The sequence below is a fragment of the Gilvirhabdus luticola genome, assembly GCF_040117515.1.
GTDB lineage: Bacteria > Bacteroidota > Bacteroidia > Flavobacteriales > Flavobacteriaceae > Gilvirhabdus > Gilvirhabdus luticola.
The window spans coordinates 164,914-184,995 of the sequence record NZ_JBEEEN010000002.1 but is presented as its reverse complement, the minus strand read 5'-3'; the positions used below and the strand labels follow the sequence as shown (position 1 = coordinate 184,995).

20 protein-coding genes are annotated in these 20,082 nt (G+C 31.1%); 4 read left to right on the top strand and 16 right to left on the bottom strand.

All coding sequences use genetic code 11. The annotated features are described in order from the left end of the window. Positions 1–62: 62 nt before the first annotated feature. Together AAFP94_RS05325 and AAFP94_RS05320 are read right to left on the bottom strand one after the other, a co-directional pair. Positions 63–986 (bottom strand): alpha/beta hydrolase, encoded by a 924-nt coding sequence (locus tag AAFP94_RS05325; protein ID WP_316661453.1) that lies wholly within the window; start codon positions 984–986, stop codon positions 63–65. 321 nt (positions 987–1,307) lie between these two features. Further along, a complete protein-coding gene (locus tag AAFP94_RS05320; protein WP_316661452.1) occupies positions 1,308–1,940 on the bottom strand; it encodes an alpha-ketoglutarate-dependent dioxygenase AlkB family protein in 633 nt (210 codons plus the stop codon). Between the two features lie 62 nt (positions 1,941–2,002). On the opposite strand from AAFP94_RS05320, the gene AAFP94_RS05315 reads away from it, so the two are divergent. Beyond that, positions 2,003–2,668, top strand: coding sequence for a M15 family metallopeptidase (locus AAFP94_RS05315; protein WP_316661451.1), 666 nt, complete (start codon positions 2,003–2,005; stop codon positions 2,666–2,668). 52 nt (positions 2,669–2,720) lie between these two features. Here the strand turns inward: AAFP94_RS05315 and AAFP94_RS05310 are convergent, their stop codons facing one another. Then, positions 2,721–3,488 carry a ribosome maturation protein SBDS gene (locus tag AAFP94_RS05310; RefSeq protein WP_316661450.1) on the bottom strand — a complete coding sequence of 256 codons (768 nt, stop codon included), beginning with the start codon at positions 3,486–3,488 and terminating at the stop codon, positions 2,721–2,723. 327 nt (positions 3,489–3,815) lie between these two features. Beyond that, positions 3,816–4,163, bottom strand: coding sequence for a DUF6249 domain-containing protein (locus AAFP94_RS05305; RefSeq protein ID WP_316661449.1), 348 nt, complete (start codon positions 4,161–4,163; stop codon positions 3,816–3,818). A gap of 64 nt (positions 4,164–4,227) precedes the next feature. On the opposite strand from AAFP94_RS05305, the gene AAFP94_RS05300 reads away from it, so the two are divergent. Next, positions 4,228–4,881: an RNA polymerase sigma factor gene (locus tag AAFP94_RS05300; RefSeq protein ID WP_316661448.1), complete on the top strand. Its 654-nt coding sequence runs from the start codon at positions 4,228–4,230 to the stop codon at positions 4,879–4,881. After that, positions 4,874–5,284, top strand: coding sequence for a hypothetical protein (locus tag AAFP94_RS05295; RefSeq protein WP_316661447.1), 411 nt, complete (start codon positions 4,874–4,876; stop codon positions 5,282–5,284). Before AAFP94_RS05300 ends, AAFP94_RS05295 begins: the two co-directional genes overlap by 8 nt. Before the next feature lie 6 nt (positions 5,285–5,290). Here AAFP94_RS05295 and AAFP94_RS05290 read toward each other — a convergent pair whose 3' ends face one another. The 11 genes from AAFP94_RS05290 to AAFP94_RS05240 form a co-directional block, all read right to left on the bottom strand. Next, positions 5,291–5,842: a class I SAM-dependent methyltransferase gene (locus AAFP94_RS05290; RefSeq protein WP_316661446.1), complete on the bottom strand. Its 552-nt coding sequence runs from the start codon at positions 5,840–5,842 to the stop codon at positions 5,291–5,293. Between the two features lie 153 nt (positions 5,843–5,995). Continuing rightward, entirely contained in the window at positions 5,996–6,496 is a 501-nt protein-coding gene (locus AAFP94_RS05285) for a cupin domain-containing protein (RefSeq protein ID WP_316661445.1), read from the bottom strand. A 3-nt stretch (positions 6,497–6,499) separates the two neighbouring features. Continuing rightward, the gene (locus tag AAFP94_RS05280; protein WP_316661444.1) at positions 6,500–7,138 is read right to left on the bottom strand and encodes an MOSC domain-containing protein; all 639 of its coding nucleotides are present in this window, start codon (positions 7,136–7,138) and stop codon (positions 6,500–6,502) included. Then, positions 7,135–7,752 carry a hypothetical protein gene (locus tag AAFP94_RS05275; protein ID WP_316661443.1) on the bottom strand — a complete coding sequence of 206 codons (618 nt, stop codon included), beginning with the start codon at positions 7,750–7,752 and terminating at the stop codon, positions 7,135–7,137. Before AAFP94_RS05275 ends, AAFP94_RS05280 begins: the two co-directional genes overlap by 4 nt. Positions 7,753–7,988: 236 nt before the next feature. Next, a complete protein-coding gene (locus AAFP94_RS05270; RefSeq protein ID WP_316661442.1) occupies positions 7,989–8,504 on the bottom strand; it encodes a DsrE/DsrF/DrsH-like family protein in 516 nt (171 codons plus the stop codon). A gap of 25 nt (positions 8,505–8,529) precedes the next feature. Beyond that, positions 8,530–8,838: a TusE/DsrC/DsvC family sulfur relay protein gene (locus tag AAFP94_RS05265; RefSeq protein WP_316661441.1), complete on the bottom strand. Its 309-nt coding sequence runs from the start codon at positions 8,836–8,838 to the stop codon at positions 8,530–8,532. Between the two features lie 23 nt (positions 8,839–8,861). Further along, entirely contained in the window at positions 8,862–10,106 is a 1,245-nt protein-coding gene (sqr, locus tag AAFP94_RS05260; protein WP_316661440.1) for a type III sulfide quinone reductase, selenoprotein subtype, read from the bottom strand. 1 nt (position 10,107) lies between these two features. Beyond that, positions 10,108–11,451: an OmpP1/FadL family transporter gene (locus AAFP94_RS05255; protein WP_316661439.1), complete on the bottom strand. Its 1,344-nt coding sequence runs from the start codon at positions 11,449–11,451 to the stop codon at positions 10,108–10,110. A gap of 211 nt (positions 11,452–11,662) precedes the next feature. Beyond that, positions 11,663–12,337, bottom strand: a complete 675-nt coding sequence (locus AAFP94_RS05250) for an SGNH/GDSL hydrolase family protein (protein ID WP_316661438.1) — start codon at positions 12,335–12,337, stop codon at positions 11,663–11,665. Between the two features lie 302 nt (positions 12,338–12,639). After that, a complete protein-coding gene (gene htpG, locus AAFP94_RS05245; RefSeq protein ID WP_316661437.1) occupies positions 12,640–14,550 on the bottom strand; it encodes a molecular chaperone HtpG in 1,911 nt (636 codons plus the stop codon). 131 nt (positions 14,551–14,681) lie between these two features. Beyond that, the gene (locus AAFP94_RS05240) at positions 14,682–16,091 is read right to left on the bottom strand and encodes an aldehyde dehydrogenase family protein (RefSeq protein ID WP_316661436.1); all 1,410 of its coding nucleotides are present in this window, start codon (positions 16,089–16,091) and stop codon (positions 14,682–14,684) included. Positions 16,092–16,254: 163 nt separating this feature from the next. Here AAFP94_RS05240 and AAFP94_RS05235 point away from each other — a divergent pair, with 163 nt between their 5' ends. Further along, positions 16,255–17,259, top strand: a complete 1,005-nt coding sequence (locus tag AAFP94_RS05235) for a 3-oxoacyl-ACP synthase III family protein (RefSeq protein WP_316661435.1) — start codon at positions 16,255–16,257, stop codon at positions 17,257–17,259. A gap of 339 nt (positions 17,260–17,598) precedes the next feature. On the opposite strand, the gene AAFP94_RS05230 is transcribed toward AAFP94_RS05235, so the two are convergent. After that, positions 17,599–20,067: a TonB-dependent receptor domain-containing protein gene (locus AAFP94_RS05230; protein ID WP_316661434.1), complete on the bottom strand. Its 2,469-nt coding sequence runs from the start codon at positions 20,065–20,067 to the stop codon at positions 17,599–17,601. Positions 20,068–20,082 lie beyond the last annotated feature (15 nt).

Below are 20,082 nucleotides of genomic sequence, written 5' to 3'. Positions count from 1 at the left end.
TGTTCAAAAGGAAGTGCTTAATGTTTTAATGAAGTTAAAATTTGATTATAAAAGGTGGTAAACTAGTTTAAAAAAGTCACCACTGTTTCAATAAGCTCTCGAGAAACAGATCGGAAGGATTCGTTATAAGATTTAGAATTTTCTAAATCATCACCATCAATAATAAACATGATATGGTTCATATTATCTATAATTTTTAAGTTAGCCTGATTGGCAGCACTTTCTAATAGAGTTGCTTCTTCAACAGATACTTGTAAATCTTTTGTGCCATTAATAATTAGAACAGGAATACTTAATTTTTTTATTTCTTCTTGGGGATTGTACCTCATCCAATTAGACATAAATGTTTGAATATCTTCTTTGAAAATTGAACTTAATGCTTCAGGATAATTACTTGTAGTTTGGCCATTTTTTAATACCATGAAAACCTTTTTGGCATCTTCTGTAAACATTGGAGCCGTTTTTTCTATCTGTTCAATTATAACATTATCTATAGATTGACCAGCTCCAGCAATAGAAATAAAACCATCGATATATTCTCTACTTGCTAACATACCAACCAAACTACCTTGTCCATGACCAATGACAAAGATTTTATTATAAGTATTAGAAGTTTTAAAATAATCTATAACAGATATTGCATCAGTAACAAAATCATCGAAAACAATATTTTTGTCTAAATAATTATTTCTTATTTGTTTAACAATTCGTTTATCATATCTAAATGTAGCAATGCCATTTTTACTTAAAGCTTCTGCTAATTTTTTTAATGAATAGTTCTTAAGAAAATTCTGATTGCCATTTCTGTCTGTTGGGCCAGAATCTCCAATAATAATAGCTAGGTCAGGTTTTGGATTGTCATTAGGTATAAGTAATGTGCCTTCTATAAATTTGTTAATTGAAATATCAGTTGAAACAAACTGTTTTTCTTGGCTAAAAACAATCACATGAAACAACAAAGAAAATATTAAAAATTTAAGTTTCATTTTTTCAATACCCAATTTATGATAATAACCCTCAAAAGATAAAATTATTATTTAACTGTAAGAAATTTATTTATTTTTTTAGCCCTCTTTAACATTTGTAGAAATGTATTTCATCGATAAATATGATATTTACATCGATAAATGTTAAAAAAAAGTGTATTTCATCGAAAATAATAGCTTTTAAACGGTATATATGAAATATAATTTTACTTTTGAAATGTACTAGAATTTACTTTTTAGTTCAATGGATTAATTAATTAATATTTGCATTATGTTGTTGATATAGAGACCCTAAATCTAACTTCGTAAGTAAAAAGCAAATTAAGAAAGAGCCGGGATTGAGGGATCCCGGTTTTTTTGTTGTATAATTCTGTAAGTTAGGTTTATTCTTTGGTCAATTTCTCTTTTGGATTTAGGAATTTGATGTAGCCAAAATTTTTGAGTGCTACCTTTCATGACTAATAAACTACCATGTTTTAGAATTAATTTTGTTTTTAGTGTCTTGTCAAACTTATGTTTAAAATGAAATTTACGCTCTGCACCAAAACTTACTGAAGCAATTATTGGGTTATCTCCTAATTCTTTTTCGTCATCAGCATGCCATCCATTACTGTCTTGTCCATTTCTATATAAATTTGCCAGGCAACTTGTAAAACGAATATGAATTAGATTTTCTATTGCTGCTTTTATGAACAATAGATCTTTAGTGAATTTTTTTGGATGCATGGTTATGTTAGAATACGTATATGGTATTCCATTATCCCCATATAAAGCAGTTAATCTGGGTTGCAAATAAGTTTTTCCAAAAAGGGTGATGCTATCTTGTTGCCAATCAATTGTTTTTTTTAATCTTTTAAAATAACTATCTGCATTGTCTTTTGATAAGAATTCAGGATAATATCTAACTTCAGCATCTGGCATGTTTAAATCAATATATTTCTCTGGAAAAAGCATTAGTATAATTTATTAAATAGACTAAACATTAATTTCTCTAAATTAGCATTAAATGTATATTAATGAAGTTCAGATTAACCATTTTTGTTTTTTTAGTCTTTGAAGTTGTTTCAGCTCAACTTCCAAAAGGCTTTGTTTATGTAAATGACATCATTAAAGATTTAGATGTTGAACTACGTTATTTTTCAACACACAATTTTGTCGGAGATACTATTGAAGGCTATAAAGCCAATAAACTTATTTTAACTCAACAAGCGGCTGAAGCTTTAAAAAAGGTGCAAGAGGAATTAGAACAACAAAATTTGTGTTTAAAAGTGTATGATGGTTACCGTCCGCAAAGAGCTGTCAACAATTTTATACAATGGGCAAGAGATTTGAATGATACTATTAATAAACAAGAGTTTTACCCCAATGTAGAAAAACGATATTTGTTTCGTGATGGTTATATCGCTTCTCGATCAGGCCATAGCAGAGGTAGTACGCTAGATTTAACTATTATTGATGGTAATACTAGTAAACCATTAGATATGGGAAGTCCGTATGATTTCTTTGGTGAACCTTCTTGGGTAGAATTTGATAAACTTACTCAAAATCAAAAACAAAATAGACAAATGTTGCAAAGTATTATGCGTAAACACGGATTTAGAAATTACCCACAAGAATGGTGGCATTTTACTTTGGTTGGTGAGCCTTTTCCAGAAACGTATTTTGACTTTATTGTTGAGTGAACAGCTTCATAAATTTTAAATGAGTTTGATGAATTTCTATGTTTTATAAAAATCAATCTTCCTTGTAAACCCTATAAGTTACTCCAACTCCATAATTGTTAAGACCAGATTTCAATAGAGAACTATCTACAATACCTCTTTTAAATTGCACCCATTGGTTGTTGTTTACAAACACACGTTTGATGAAGGTATTATGTTCTAAAATTTCATCGGTAAATGGTAACAAAGGTCTAAAATTGGTTGGGATTTTTACAACACCTCCTTTAGATTTTATTTCCTTATATTTTTTATTTGGCAATAGTTTTCCAGTTTTGTCTGTGTAGCCAAGAACTTGTAAAGACACAAAAAAGCCGTCTTTAGGAATAAATAAATCATTTGAAGAAACATCAAGATTGAATACATCTCCATTTTTTTCGGTTGCCCTAAAAACAATATTATCATAACTTATTACCTCTCCAGGAAATCCATTGTCATTTTTATAAAGTTTGACTTTAAACAACGTTGAAAAAGCTTTTTTATCAGAATTTTTTCGATTGCGCTTTTCCCAATCTTTGGATTCTAGAGTAATCGGAAAATGAATATTAGTAATCTTCTTGAGGTTATTATCATTGTTTGGAAAAAATACTGCAATTTCAGATTCAATAGTTGGTAACCAACATTTGTAATAATCGTCATCTAAATATGGTTTAAGGGATTCTTCCTTATATTTCCTATCTAATTCTACGCTAATAAGAACTTCATCAAGTATATTGGTTTGAGTATCTAATATCAAGGTTTTAGGTAAATTATGTGTTGGTATAATAAGATCTTTATAACCCAAAGCAGAAATATAAAGAGAATCGATATCCGGATATAATTTTTTTGTAAATAAGAAAATACCTTCGTCATCCGCAAAGATACCATTTCCATTACCAAAAGATATGGTTGCAAATGATATTGGTTTTTCCGTTTGAATTTCTAAAACTTGCGTTTGAGATGAAACCTTGCAAACAGTTATGATAAATAATATATAACGAAATAAATTTTTAATTGCTTTATTAATTAGTATTGTGTTTTAAAGATACAATTCTAGGAATAATTGATAACATAAAAAAACTGCTATCGGAAATTGAGAGCAGTTTTGATGATTGTTTGAAGCTAGGCTGGTTTAATTCTTGTCTAAATTTTTGGTCATGGTAAAGCCAATAAAAAGGGCAATTCCTGCCATTAAGAAAATAGTTCCAGGTTCAGCTACATTATCATCAATTCCCATATTTACTAATAAAGCAGAAATAAATACGCCAATTCCAATTCCCATTAATAAAAGGGCAAGATTTAAGATTAGAACTTTCCATATTGGTGCAGCTTTCTGGCTTCTGCCTCTCATAAAAATACTTGCGTCTGCACCTTTTTCAATAAGAGCCAAACGTTCTTTGTTTCGAGTGGATAGATATAAATAGAAAATTCCAAAAATCACTCCAAACATAATAGGTACTATAATTAATTCTGAATGCATAATTGTTTGTTTTTAATTGATTAATTTTAAATGGTTCATAGCTTATGACGATTGTTTTTCAATTATGGTTACAACTTTTTCAAAATATTTTTTAGTTGCTTCTGTAACCCAAGAGGATGCATTGTCGTCAAATACCAAAATGACCACTACCAACGAACAACTTTTAATCAATCAAATTATTAATGGCGACACCAAATCGTTTTCGGTATTGGTGTATCATTATAAAGATTTAGTGTATAGTTTGACCTTGAGAATGTTGAAAAATAAGGAGGAAGCAGAAGAAGTTTCTCAAGATGTATTTATTAAGATATATAAATCTTTACACAAGTTTAAAGGAGACTCGAAATTGTCAACTTGGATTTATAAAATTGTTTACAACAGTTGTTTAGATAGACTAAAGCAATACAAAAAAGAATATGTTAATGTGCCAATAGATGAATTTACAGAAAACAAAGTAAAGAGTTTGGATAATGCACTTGATAATATGATACATGAAGATAGAAAGCAAACCATCCAAGATTGTATCAATAGGATGTCATCAGATGATAGTTTTTTATTAACCTTATATTATTTTGAAGAGCATTCGCTAGATGAGATTTCTAAAATTGTTGGTTTAACAGCAAATAATGTAAAAGTTAAACTTTTTAGAAGTAGAAAAAAGTTGGCATCAATTTTAAGATCAACATTAGAACCCGAAATGATTAGAAATTATGATTAACAAAACAGATAAATATTTAGATAAATTAGTGAATAAAATGATGAAAGATGTCTCTTTAGAAACACCTTCAGAAAATTTTGAAGCTAATCTTATGGCTAAAGTTTTTGACCTTTCAACACAAAAAACTATTGCATACAAACCGTTAATTTCTAAATCGGTTTGGATATTATTAAGCTTCGGCTTTATTGTTTTTATGAGTTATTTAGTATTTGGAATTACTTGGCAGGATTCTGAATCCCTGATTACAATAAATTTTGATTACCTCTTTAATAATAAATTAACGCAAATGCTTGTTGGTATAAAATTGTCAAATACATTTACCTATGCAATTCTATCTTTAGCTCTTATGTGCTTAATACAAATTACAGTACTTAAAAACTACTATGACAAACGTTTAGTTTAAATTATATTAATTTGGAATTGCAGTTCCCCAATAATTAAAACTAGCTGGTTTCCATCCTGGAATATACATCGTTTCCATTTGGGATATTTTAAAACCATTGTTCTCCAAAATTGAAGGAATGTTTCTGTTTAAATTGCATCCACCTCCAAGCCTTTTCCACAATGGATTTACTAAATTCTGCCATTTTTCTACAGTTTTATCAGGTGCTTTACCATGTTCGCAAAAAATAATTTCACCATTAGGTTTTAAAACTCTTTTAATTTCTGTAAGAGCTTTTTGTACATCTGGAATAGTGCAAAGCGTATAAGTTATTACTGCTGAATCAAACGTGTTGTTGTTTTCTGGAATATCTTCAGCAAAGGCTTTTATAAATTTAAAACCATATTCTAGTTTGCTGACGTCAATTTCATTTTTACTCCAAATTTCTTCTGAAGGGTCTATGGCTGTTAACTGTTTAACTTTTACTGAATTGTAGAATGGTAAATTTAATCCAGAACCAATACCAATTTCCAATACGTGACCTTTAGCTAATGGAACGACTTTTTCTCTTTGGTACATAGTGGGTTTCAGTTTGCAGACGTAATCGATTACTTTAGGAAGAATATATTTGTTGTATAAGTTCATATTGAAGTTGAGTAGTTGAATCCCAGATATTTAACAAAAATAATTGATTTTTGTCGAAATGTCTTATGAATAAAATATCAATTTTATTTAAGCTATGGTCAAATTGAAGATAATCTCCTTGTATTTTGGGTATTGTGCTATCAATTCATTTCTATCAGCCAGTTGAAAATCCTTAAAATCAAATCCGGGTGAAACAGTACATCCAACCAAAGAATAATCATTTTGGTTTATAACATTTGCTGCAAACCAAGATCCACCTGGAACTACAAATTGAAGTTTCTCACCATCCTTTAAATTTCTGCCTACGATCACATAAGAATATTCACCATCTTCAGAAATCATATGGATTTTAATAGGTGAACCATCATAAAAATGCCAGACTTCATCCTGATTTATTTTATGAAACGCAGAGAACGTATCAGATGTTAACAAAAAATAAATACTCGTAGCATAATTTCTTTTCCCACTATATCTTGAATCCAAAGATTCGCTACCAATTGTTCCAGTGCTTCTGTAGACTTCTTTAAAAAAGCCTCCTTCCGGATGAGGTTGTAGATCCAGTTCTTTAATTAAATATTCAATATCCATAGTTTATGGTTTCAAAAAAGCCATAAGCTTAACACGTTTTCTTTCGGGTAGAGTTTCATTATTTATGGCCAATTTTAAATGTTTCTGATTTTTAATTTTATCAAATAATAAACCATAGAATTCACTAATGGTTATGCTATTTTCAGCTTGTTCAACCAATGTTATTTTATCTCCTTTTTTTACATGACCTTCTACTAAAACTTTCACATAAAAGCCTGGGTGTCTGTGCTCTATAAACTGTTTTAAAACATCAGGATTTACAAACTTAACACCAAATTTAAAGCAAGGTTCTCGTGGTTGGGTAACCTGCACTAATGCATTACCAATTTTATAAATACTTCCAATTGTTATGTTAGATTCATCTAAACCAGAAATGGTTAGATTTTCACCCAGCATACCAAAATCCCAATCTAAGTTTGGATATAAATTCTTCCAATACGGATAGTAATCTGCAGAAAACAAATAACAGGCTTTAAACTCACCTCCATGAACTCTGCGATCTGAAACTTCGTCACCTCTCACATTTTCTTTTTCAAGAAAAATAGGTGTTTCAACAGGTTTTTTAAAAATACCAGTTGTAACTTCCTGACCATTATATATAATGATTTTGGGTTCTGCTATGTTGGTAGATATAACTTTCATTTAATTCCTATCCATGCTTTAGCTGGTTTAAGCCATGCTTCATAAGGACGATATAAGAATCCATGACTTAAGCCTGTATTAATTTCAAGTTGTTTGAACTCTTCGACCTCATTAGATGTATCAATCCAAAACTGATAATCCTTTCCTGCAATGGTATCGCTTTTTTCATAAATGCCCAATATTCTGCCATGTAAAGTGAAATCTCCTTGTTTTTCCAGACGATCACTATTCGCACCTAATAATATATAATTTATAGGATTTTTATTGATGCTGGAAATGGTCATGGTCATGATTGCGCCTTTAGAAGCTCCAATAACAGTTATGTCTTTTGGGTTCACATTTTTTGCAATAAGACTATCAATTTGTGAAGAGATTTTTTCACAAAATGTATTGTAATCTGTTTGTTGAGTCCTTACTTCATGATGAACCATTGCACTAGTATTTTTAAGAGCTTCAATGATATTGTTATATCTGTATTCTCCGAAGGTTTCGCTTACTGCATTAACACCTTGAATTTCTAATATCATACCATGTAAATAGAAAATATGTTTGGTGTTATTTTGAGCAGACATAAACAATGATGTAAACATTAAAACGACAAGAAAGTGCTTCATAAAGTATTAGTTTTTAACTTCCTATAAATTTAGTTAAACTTATTGGAAAGAAAAGAAATAAAGAAAAAAAGCATTTGGTTATTACGTTTTTTTGGAGTTTCGTTTAATACTTTGATATGAAATATTTTAATTGTTTATATCAAATGTTAAACGAGGTTCGACTTTTTTTATAAGAAAGGCAATAAAAAAAACCACCTCATACTTGAAGTGGTTTGAAATTAATTTAGACCAACTAACTAAATAAAGAGTAGGTGTGTACCATCACCTTGTGCCCTAGCGTAAAAATCTCCGACAGTTAATACACCATCTAGATCATCTATTAATTTATCTTTATCCAAATGGAACATATCCATTGCTAATTTACAGGCCCAAAGTTTGGTTCCAGAGGCTGCTAGTATTTCTAAAAACTCACCTACTGGCGGAATATCAAGTTTTTCCATTTCAGATTTCATCATTTTGGTTGCCAAAGCTTCCATTCCTGGAAGACCACCAAGCATGGTAGGTATATGCATACCAGGATTTCCTACTGTTGCAACATGTAAATGCTCCAGTTTCTTTTTTGTAATAGCTTCTAATCCAAAAAATGTAAAGAAAATTTCAGACTCTATACCTTCCATTCTGGCTCCGTTTGCCAATATAAAGCAAGCATATACATTATCTATGGTTGCTTTAGACAATATGAGCATCATTTTTTTAATTGGCTTTTTTTCGTCCACTTTTTTATTTACCGGACTCTCTATAGTATTTTCCATTTTATTAGTATTTTAAATAATTTAATTATATACAACTCACAGGTTTTGGAATTCCAGCTATTTTACTGGAAATTTTCAAAGGTCCTTTAGGGAACAATTGATAAAATTCCTTAATGCTTACCACACCACTTTTACCAATTTTTCTAATACTTAATGGCACTTCTTTTCTGTATTGATCTTGAAGGTATTCAATAACTTCCCAATGTCTGCCTGTCATTGCGATGCCTTCTTCATTTGCTATTTCCAATCCAACTTCTTGATTCCATTGCTGAAAATTTTTTAAGTATCCTTCGTCATTACAATCTATAATAACGTTTGCATATGTTTTTTCCATGATTTTTAAAATTTATATAATTATTAAACTGCTTCTTCTATTTGTTTTCCAGCTGTATCCATAGTTGCAGATACAAATGGAATATGTTTTCCTTTTATGAGCATATTCCAATAAATCCAACGGAATGCTAACTTACCCATGTGATTCATGTAAGTTTCTTTTAATAGGCTTAAAGGTCCGATGCCAGCAAAAGGGAATGTTCCTTTTACAGGTTCTTGAGTGTAATTGAAATCTATAAGTAAAGCTTTGCCATGTCCAGTTTCAATAAAGCAGTTGGCATGACCATCAAACTCTTTTTTAAGTTCTTTACTTTTGATAAAACGTTTTATGTTTTCTGTTAGAATCTCTGCTTCAAAGTGAGCTACAGAACCAGCTTTAGATGCTGGAATATTGGTGGCATCTCCAATAGCAAAGATATTATCTTTTACCATTGTTTGAAGTGTAGCTTTATCGGTTGGGACATAATTTAATTCGTCTCCAAAACCAGAACGTTCTATCATTTCATCTCCCATATTTGTAGGAACTGTGACTAAAAGATCGTACTCCACTTCTTGCTCTGCGTAGTCTACAATCTTTTTATTTTCTCCATCAACATGCTCTATATTAAAATCGGGAACTACTTTAATGTTTTTTTGTTTTAATAAATATTCAAGTGCTTCTGTGGCTTTTGGTTTTGTAAATGCGCCAGACATTGGTGTTACAAAAGTAATATCTACTTTTTCTCTTATGCCTTTATTAATAAAATAGGAGTCTGCCAAAAATGCGAATTCTAATGGAGCAACAGGGCATTTAATTGGCATTTCAGCAATATGAACAACAAGTTTACCACCTTTCCAGGTTCTTAATTTGTTCCGTAAATTTCGAGCACCTTCAAAGGTGTAAAAATCAAAAACAGATTTATGCCAATGATTGCCTAACATACCTTCAATTTCTTGAGGAGCAATATTGGTTCCAGTTGCAATGATTAAAATATCGTACTCAAGAGATTTATTGTTTTTTAGAATTACAGTATCGTTATCTTTATCAATTCGATTTATTTTTTCCTGAATAAGATTTACTCCTTTAGGAATAAACTTATCAATTTTCTTTTTGACATCTTTTGTTTTATAAAGGTCAAAAGGCAGGAATAAGAAACCTGGCTGATAATAATGTGTTTTTTCTTGATCTACGATTGTTATGTTCCAAGCTTTTTTTGGTAAAGCTCTTCGTAAATGATTAGCCATCATTGTTCCAGACGTTCCTGCTCCTAATATGAGTAACTCTTTCATTTTATTGATTTTTATTATCTATATTTTCTTTCTCTTTACTCTTAAATGTGTAGTTAAATCCTACCATGATCAAATCTGTAGTCATGTCGTAAGAGACATCACTTTGAGGGATTGCTCCATAAGGAGGAAAACTTTGTGCAAACATTGGATTAAGTAGTGGGCCAGATGTTTTGCCTTCACTAGCGCCATGATGGTAAACTGCGTTCAAATTAAAATTATCATTAACTTGATAAGTAAGTCCTACTTGAAAAGCATTTTGATTAATTGCGGTTGCTGGTATATTAAAAAAAGCAACATCTGAACTGATAGGATTTGTATTATATGTATATCCCAATCTAATAGGGAGCTTATTAACGCCTTTATATTGTATTCCAGCTGATATTATTGAAATACTTTCCCAACCAAATCCTTTTACTGAAGCGGATTGAGTCCATCCTGCTGTGGAAAATCCGTCTGTATTTTCATAATCAACATATCTATAATCCAATGCTAGATCAAAATTAGTTTGGGAATAGCCTACACCTACAGAAAAGATTGCAGGGTAATCCATGTTAAATTCATTTTTACTTTTAGAATCATCTAAATAGGTATTATCAAACTCGAAATCACTAAACGACTGTGTTGTTTTATATGACGCACCAGCTTTAAATCCTTTATGGGAATCATAGAATATTCCAAATTGTGCTCCAAAACCAGTTGCTGCAGCTTTATCGGTCGATGGATAACCAGCCATATTTGGATTAGCCGTTGGATTAGGCATTAACTCTAATGTTGCATAATCGAAATTGGGTTGAACACCGATAGAAAAATTATCTGATAATTGGTAGGCCCAAGCAAAACCTATTTGGAGTAAAATATAATCTGATTCTACTCTGCCAAAGCCACCCATACTTTGAGGCATATTTATTGGATTGGTCATACTTTCAGGGAAAGTAACACCAAAACCACTTATGCCAAATGCTGAAGCACCAAAAGTATGTTTGCTGTTTTCTTTACTCCAAACAACAGACAATGCTGGCATTGGTGATGTTCCTCTATCATCTTTTGTTTTTCCAGAAAAGAAATTTCCTGTAGGCTGTCCCATATTATCGAATTCTGGAACAGTAGAATATAATACTGGAGAAGAAAAGAATAATCCAATGTCAAAGCTTAATACGGTTTCGTCAAATGTTGAAATAGATGCTGGATTCCATTGTAAAGCACCTGAAATGTCCAGAGGTTGCCCAGTTGCAGCACCACCCATCGACATATTTACTGATCCTACACCTTGTAAAACATGACCACTTTGTGCGATTAGTGAAGTGCTAAATAGTAAGACACATAATTTTAATAAAATTGTTCTCATGATATTTTTATTTTATAAACATATATTTAAAATATTGTTTGATTATTTCCCCTTTTAATGGATTATAAAATTACCTCGTTATGTGATGATTTAATATGATAAATATCAGTAGGTTATGTAACAAAAGTTACACAAGAGAAACGGTTTATATTAACCACAGAAAAGCAAGTTAAAGGAGTAGTATATAAGTTAAATGTTTTTGGATACTTGACTAGTTGAAAAGGGTAGCCACAATAACATTGGCTGCAATTTGACTTCCTAATAATGAAGGGTGAAATCCATCTGAACTATAATAATCAAATTCGTTCGTAGCATCAAAATGGTCTTTCCAGATGATACCAACAGGACATAAAATGGCATTATTTATTGATGCAGCGTCTTCATGATTTTTTATAACATCATCAAAAGTATAGTAGTACGTTAATGAAGGCCAAACCATAAAGTAGCAGAGTTTTGTATTATTTGCAGCACATAATTCAGCATATTTTTTTCCACCTTCAATAAGCATCTCTCTGCCTTCTTGTTGTGAGGAAGGTCCTTGCTGTATAATTACATAGTCGAATTTTTTGCTTTTAATGTATTGTTGTACATCACCTTCTGCCCAATGATCTAAAATAGCATAGTTGGGCTTTGCAATTGTTTTAATACCAAGGTTTATGCCTTTTTCACTTGCTTTTTGCTTTATTAATTTGGGTAGGTTGTTTGTATAAGTAAGACTGTTGCCAATAAACAGAATATTGTAATCTGTGTCGTCTAGATTATCAATATTTAAATTGACATCAATATAGGTTTCACTTGGCGCTTCAGCTTTTGAAGTATTGTTGGAACAGTTGTAAGAACTAAAACACGTGAATAATATTAATGCAATTTTTAGCAATTTCATCATTTTTAAAGATACTTAATCTTGTTATGCATTCAAGTTAATTATCCTGAGAAAACTATTATATGTCTTTCACAATTATTTAACTTTTAGTTATTTCTATTGTATAGGTTGTAACAATATCGTTTTCAACATTTAATTATACATCATAACATCATTTTGTTTGAATTTGTCTGTTAAATAATACATTTATTGAATGCTGTTTTTTTTAGTGAATAAAACGCCTTTTTAAATGAGTATAAAAAAACCACTTCTAATTTGAAGTGGTTTTATATATAATAGGATGCTGAATATTTTCAGCGCGTCAACTATTTTATCATTTCGTAACTACGCTTAATGAAATTGGTTAATTCTTCACCTTTAAGCAAACCTTGAGATAAACGTGCTAAATCTAAACTTTGATTTATTAAGCGTTCTTGTTTCTTTCTAGTTTTGGTATTAATAATTTCATTAACTAATTCGTGATTTGTATTCACGACCAAGTTGTACATGTCTGGCATATTGCCCATACCAAACATGCCACCACCTCCAGTTTGTTGCATTTCTTTCATTCTACGCATAAACTCTGGCTGCGTAATTATAAAAGGAGATGCAGTACTATCCATTGGTTCTAATTGAACCATAAACTTTTCTGAAGGGATGACTTCTTTTAATAGTTCATCCAGTTGTTTTTTCTGTTCATCAGATAATTTAGAAATTTTAGTATCTTCTTTCTTAATTAAATTATCAATATGGTCTGCATCAACTCTAGCAAAAGAAATCTTTTCCTTTGTAGTTTCTAATTTCTGCATTAAGTGAGAGACAATAGGAGAATCTAAAAATAAGACTTCATACCCTTTGGCTTTTGCAGCTTCTATATAACTGTGTTGAGCATCTTTATCTGAAGCATACAGAATAACAAGCTTATCGTCCTTGTCTGTTTGTTTGGCTTTTATTTTGTTATATAATTCGTCATAGATGTAATATTTACCATCTACTGTTGGGTACAAAGCAAAATCATCAGCTTTTTCGAAGAATTTTTCTTCAGAAAGCATACCGTACTCGATGACAATTTTGATGTCGTCCCATTTTTTCTCAAAATCTTCACGATTATTATTGAAAAGTGATTTCAACTTATCCGCCACTTTTCTTGTAATGTAAGAGGAAATCTTCTTAACAGCTCCATCGGCTTGTAAGTAACTACGAGATACATTTAATGGAATATCTGGCGAATCAATTACACCTCTTAACATGGTTAAGAATTCTGGTACGATTCCTTCAACGTTATCGGTTACAAAAACCTGATTTTGATACAGTTGAATTCTGTCTTTCTGAATGTTTAAATCGTTGGTCATCTTTGGGAAATACAAGATGCCTGTTAAGTTGAATGGATAATCTACATTCAAGTGAATGTTGAATAAAGGTTCTTCGAACTGCATTGGATACAACTCGCGATAGAAGTCTTTGTAATCTTCATCTTTTAAATCCGTTGGTTGTTTTGTCCATGCTGGATTTGTGTTGTTAATGATATCATTAACGGTAATTTTTTTATGAGGTTCTGTTGTTTCTTTACCGTCTTTGTCTTTTTTAGTTTTTGGAGTAAAGTTAGGATCGTTTATTTCTTTGGTTCCAAACTTGATTGGAATAGGCATAAACTTATTATACTTTAATAAAAGTTCACGAATTTTTGATTCTTCAAGAAATTCTTTTTCATCATCAGCAATATGTAGAATGATCTCAGTGCCTCTTTCTTTTTTCTTGGCCTTAACCAATGAAAATTCTGGCGAACCATCGCATGTCCAATGTGCTGCTGGTTCGTCTTTATAAGATTTTGTAATGATTTCAACTTTGTCAGCAACCATGAATGCCGAATAAAACCCAAGTCCAAAATGCCCAATTATTCCAGCATCGTCAACTTTGTCTTTGTATTTGTCTAGAAATTCTTCAGCACCAGAAAAAGCGATTTGATTGATGTATTTTTCAACTTCTTCAGCCGTCATACCAATACCTTGATCTATGATATGAAGTTGTTTTTTCTTCTTATCTACCTTAACTTCAATTTGTGGATTACCATATTCTACTTTGGCTTCACCAATATTAGTAAGATGTTTCAACTTCATAGTTGCATCTGTCGCATTACTTATAAGCTCGCGTAAAAAGATTTCATGATCGCTGTACAGGAATTTTTTAATTAAAGGGAAGATGTTTTCTACTGAAACATTGATATTTCCTTTTGCCATAATATTTTAAGTTTTAATATGATTTATAATTCTGTTCAAAGGAATGGCAACAAAAATGCCAATTTAGAAAATGTGACAAACTGACACTGAAAAGGGAAGATAATAGGCCAAATGGCTTTTAAAACTGATGTCTAAAACCATTTAATGGTCAAATCAATTAATTTTTGTTTAGCACTAGTGTATGGTGGATAAAAATTCTCAATAAAACCTTTAAAGTTTTGTTTTAATATAGCTCGTGTATTGGAAAATTCTTGAAAACCGAAAAAGCCATGAGACTTACCCATGCCACTATTATTGGAGCCACCAAAAGGTAAATAATGATTAGAAGCTTGCAATAAATTGTTGTTAATGCATGTAGTTCCAGCTCTTGTATTATTTAAAATAAAATCAATATTTTTTTTGTTACTGCTATATATGTAAAGAGATAATGGCTTTTCTTTGGAATTGATATAGTTTATTGCTTCATAAAGAGTTTTGTAAGTTTTAATTGGAAGTATAGGGCCAAATATCTCACTCTCTAATAAAGATGCATCTTCAGGTAAGTTTGAGATAACCGTAGGTTCTAGAAAATTTTTGTCAGAATCACTTTTTCCACCAATTTCAATAGTTGCATTCTTGGATTTTGCATTTTCTAAATGGTTTATGAGTCTATCAAAATGGTCTGAATTCAAAATTCGACAAATGGAATTTGAATTAATGACATCTTTAGTAAAAAAATGTTCTAATTGTGTTTTAAAACTTTGAATAAAATCATCTTTAATAGTTTCATTAATTAAGATGTAATCGGGAGCAACACAGGTTTGCCCATTGTTTAAAAATTTGCCCCAAACTATTTTTTTAACAGCTGATTTGATATTTGCCGTTTCGTCAATTATTGTTGGTGATTTTCCTCCAAGTTCTAATGTAACAGAACTTAAATTTTTGGCAGCAGCTTCCATGACAATCTTTCCAACTTTTGGTGAACCTGTAAAGAAAATATGATTAAAAGGTAGTTTTAATAATTCTTGTGAGGTTTCTACTTCACCCTGAATCAAAGCAACTTCATTTTCATGAAATAAATCTTTGATGATTTTAGCCATTACACTAGAGATATTTGGTGTTAATTCAGATGGTTTTATAATTACGGTATTTCCAGCGGCAATTGCAGAAACTAAAGGATCAAAAGTTAAATTAAGAGGATAGTTCCAAGGAGAAATAATCAAACACACGCCTTTAGGTTCATATTTATACCATGATGAGGTTCCAAATAAAGCTAAAGGTGTACTCACTTTATGATTAGACATCCAAGATTTCAAATATTTTTTGGCATGCTTTATTTCACCAATTATTTGGTAGATTTCTGTAAGGTCGGTTTCTGCAAAAGGCTTCTTAAAATCATTATACAAAGCTTCTCTTATTTGATCTTTGTAAGTTACTTCTATAGCGTGTTTAATTGCAACTAACTTTTTTGTGCGCCCTTTATAATTAGTATTTGCAACTTTATATTGATTTTCTTTTTGCTTTCTGAACAAATCGAAATAACGATTGTTACTGTAATCCATTAATTTAGGTTTTTTGTAAGTCAAACAATTTCGAATTAAAAGATATAAATAATTACAATACCTATAACAAATACATCTTTAAACTTCAAAGACCATAATTTATTCTTAAATTTACTATTCATTTATATTTGCTAAAAAAACTCCAATTATTAATATTTAGTTTATGTATAATTCAAAAATTGTAGGATTAGGATATTACGTGCCAGATAACATTGTTACTAATGATGATTTGTCAAAAATGATGGATACGGATGATCAATGGATCCAGGAGCGAACAGGAATTAAAGAACGAAGATGGATTAAAAAGGGCACAGATGATTCTACAGCTGTAATGGGAGCCAAAGCTTCTAGAATAGCTATAGAACGAGCTGGATTAACAAAAGATGATATAGACTTTATTGTTTTTGCAACCTTGAGCCCGGATTATTATTTTCCTGGATGTGGTGTACAAATACAAGACATGTTAGAAATGAAAACAGTAGGCGCACTTGATGTAAGAAATCAGTGTTCTGGGTTTGTATATGCTATCGCTACTGCAGATCAATTCATAAAAACAGGTATGTATAAAAACATTCTTGTTGTTGGTTCCGAATACCATTCAAACGGCTTGGACAAAACAACTAGAGGTAGAGGCGTTTCGGTTATTTTTGGAGATGGCGCAGGAGCATGTGTACTATCAAGAGTAGAAGATAATACTAGAGGAATATTATCCACGCATTTACATAGTGAAGGTAAGTATGCTGATAAATTAATTGTTGCTTCTCCAAGTATAGGAAATTGGGTGCCAGAAATTATAGAATCTAATGGTGAAGACATTTCATATTTTCCTTATATGGATGGTACTTTTGTTTTTAAACATGCCGTTGTAAGATTTAGTGAAGTTATAAAGGAAGGCTTACAAAAAAACAATCTTAAAAAAGAAGATATTGATATGCTTATTCCTCATCAGGCAAATTTACGTATAGCTCAATTTATTCAGAAAAAATTTGGATTACGTGATGATCAAGTGTTCAATAATATCATGAAATATGGAAATACTACGGCAGCTTCGGTCATTATTGCACTTACAGAAGCTTGGGAAAAAGGAAAAATAAAGGATGGTGATAATGTAGTTTTAGCGGCTTTTGGTAGCGGCTTTACTTGGGGAAGCGTCATTATTAAGTGGTAAATCAAAGAAATCAATAAAAAAAAGTCTGAAACTTGGGGAGATTTAGTTTCAGACTTTTGCTATTAATCTAACTAACACTTAACTTTAAATTTTAAAACGTTGTTTTGAGTTGTTGAGGACTAATTCAAATTTTTACAATACAAAGTTTTTATATAGTGTATGTATATAATGAAGACGTAAAAAATTCGATTTTATTACATTGATTATCAAACTTTAACCAATTTTAACATTTTTAACATAAAACAAAAACCCAAAGTATTACTTTGGGTTTTCTTATTTAACAACCTAGCATAAACACTAACCATCAAATTATTATGCCGGTTATTAAATTGGTATACTTTAAATAAATCCGCCACCACCAGATTTTTCATTATTGTCACGTCTTTTACGTTGAATAGCCCTATACTTATTGCCACCAAATCTATATGAGAGCCCTATATACCATGAATTACTTTCCCAATTGAACTCACCTGATGATGGGTAAGGCCTAGTACTTTCAAATTCAAACTTCATAGTATTAAAAACGTCATTGTAGTTAAAGCTTACTGTTGCGTTTTCCATGAAGTTGTAACGCACACCAGTATTTACAAAATACATAGGTTTTCTTTCAAACTGTAATCCCTGTTGTGTACCACGATACATGCCAAAGAGCGAGAAAGTCAATTCTTTTGTAGCTTTAAAATTATTGTTTACGCGTACATTCCAAACCAGGTTATCTACTTCTATTTTTCGTTGCACAATATCGTCAATAGTATGAGTGCCTTCTTCTGGGTTGGTAAACTCTTCGGCAAAGCCTGAAGTTTTTTGGGAGTATAAATCAAAACTTCCATTTAAACTCCACCATTTTGCAGGACGATAGTTTGACGATAATTCAAATCCGTAGGCAGAAGTATTGTCAAAATTATCAAAGGTAAGAATGACTTTTTCTAAATCTGGATCTAGTCTGTCTATAAATAAAGACCTGTTTATTTCATCTTCAATTATCCTGTAAAAAACACCAGCAGTTATATTTCCTTTTTCAAGGTTTCTCGTATAGTTTACTTCAACAGAGTTGGTGAATTGTGGCTCCAATTCAGGATTTCCATAAGAAGATACTAATGGTGTGCTCCATTCACGAATTGGGTTTACTTGTCCAACGCCAGGTCTGTCAACACGGCGACTGTAACTAATTTGATACGAGTTTTTTTCAGTTGGTGTGTAAGTAAGAAAAGCAGATGGATATACTTTAAAATAATCGTTTTCAAAACGAAATTCTTCTACAGTACCATCATCATTAAATTGAGTAGCATTGTTATCAACAGTAACTGATTCTGCTCTTAAACCAACTTGATAGCTCCATGTATCATGGTTTTTCCCATATGTCGCATAAAATGAATAAATATCTCTATCATAAACAAAGTCGGTGGCTGGAGTAGGTATAACATTTCCATTTTCATCAAAGCTTTGCCCAGTAGATATGTAATCTATATCTGAACCAAATAGTCTAGCTTCAAGTCCAACTTCAAGTTTAGAATTGTCAGTTAATGGATTTACATAGTCTACATTAATGGTAGTTTGATCTCTGTTGGTGTCTACAAAATCCATATAATTTGGAGGAAAAGGAGAATTTATAAAACTGAAATTAGCGCTTTCATCTTGAATAAAGTCATTATAGTCTGCTTCTAAATCCAAACGCTCTCCATCTTTGTCAAAATCGTGTCGGTATACAAAATTATACTGGGAAGAAACATTATCCATAACATTATTGAACATTTGTGAATTGTCTTCAAATGTTCCGTAAATGATTTGTGTATTTCCAAAACCTTTTCCATCATATAAGTTTTGGTTCGTAAAAACTGAAAAAGTGTTTTTGTCATCCAAGTAAAAGTCCATCCCAACTTTGTATAGGTGAGACTTATTGTTGTTTCCAAATGTAAAGATTTGATCTAGATTTTCTGTGCTTCTAGTAACAAAACCATAATTACTGCTGTAGCCTATATTATTTCCATAATTTCCATAGACGTTAAATTTGCCATTGCGGTAGTTCATGTCTATAGAACTATTGAAGCGTGCATTAATTTCTTTAGTAAGTCCTAAATTTAAATTACCATTGAAGCCAATGTTGGTATTTTTATGAAGGATTATATTGATGATCCCGCTCATACCTTCAGGGTTGTATTTGGCGGAAGGATTAGTAATCAGCTCGATTTGTTTAATTGATGTTGAAGGAATTTGTTTTAAAAGTTGTGCCACTGGAATATTACTCAATTTACCATCTACCATGACACGTACATTTTCGTTTCCTCTCATGCTAATGTTACCGGTTTGTTGATCAACATTTATTGAAGGAATATTATTCATAATATCACTGGCAGTAGCACCAGAAGTAGTTAGATCTTTACCAACATTAACTACTTTTCTGTCTATTTTTTGTTGTATGGTTGAAACTTCAGCAACAACAGTTACTTCATCAAGACCTTCAGCTTCTTCGGTAAGAGAGATTTCGCCAAGGTCTATTTTAAAATTTCTTCTGGAAATGGTTATTTCTTTAGATTCAGATTTATAACCTATATACTGTGCCGTAATGGTGTAACTTCCTTCAGGAATATTAGAAATCTTGAATACTCCTTCTTCATCTGTAATGCCACCGGTCACAGTTTTTCCTTCAGAATTGTTCACTAATATGTTTACATATGGTAGGGGTTCATTTAAAACGGCGTCTATAACCATTCCGGTAATAATGCCATCTTTAAAGTCTGTGATTTTTTCTGCTTGAATTTTTAGTACTGATAATAAAAAAATAAAGCTAAATAAGATAATTCTCTTCATTTAATTGGTTTTGTT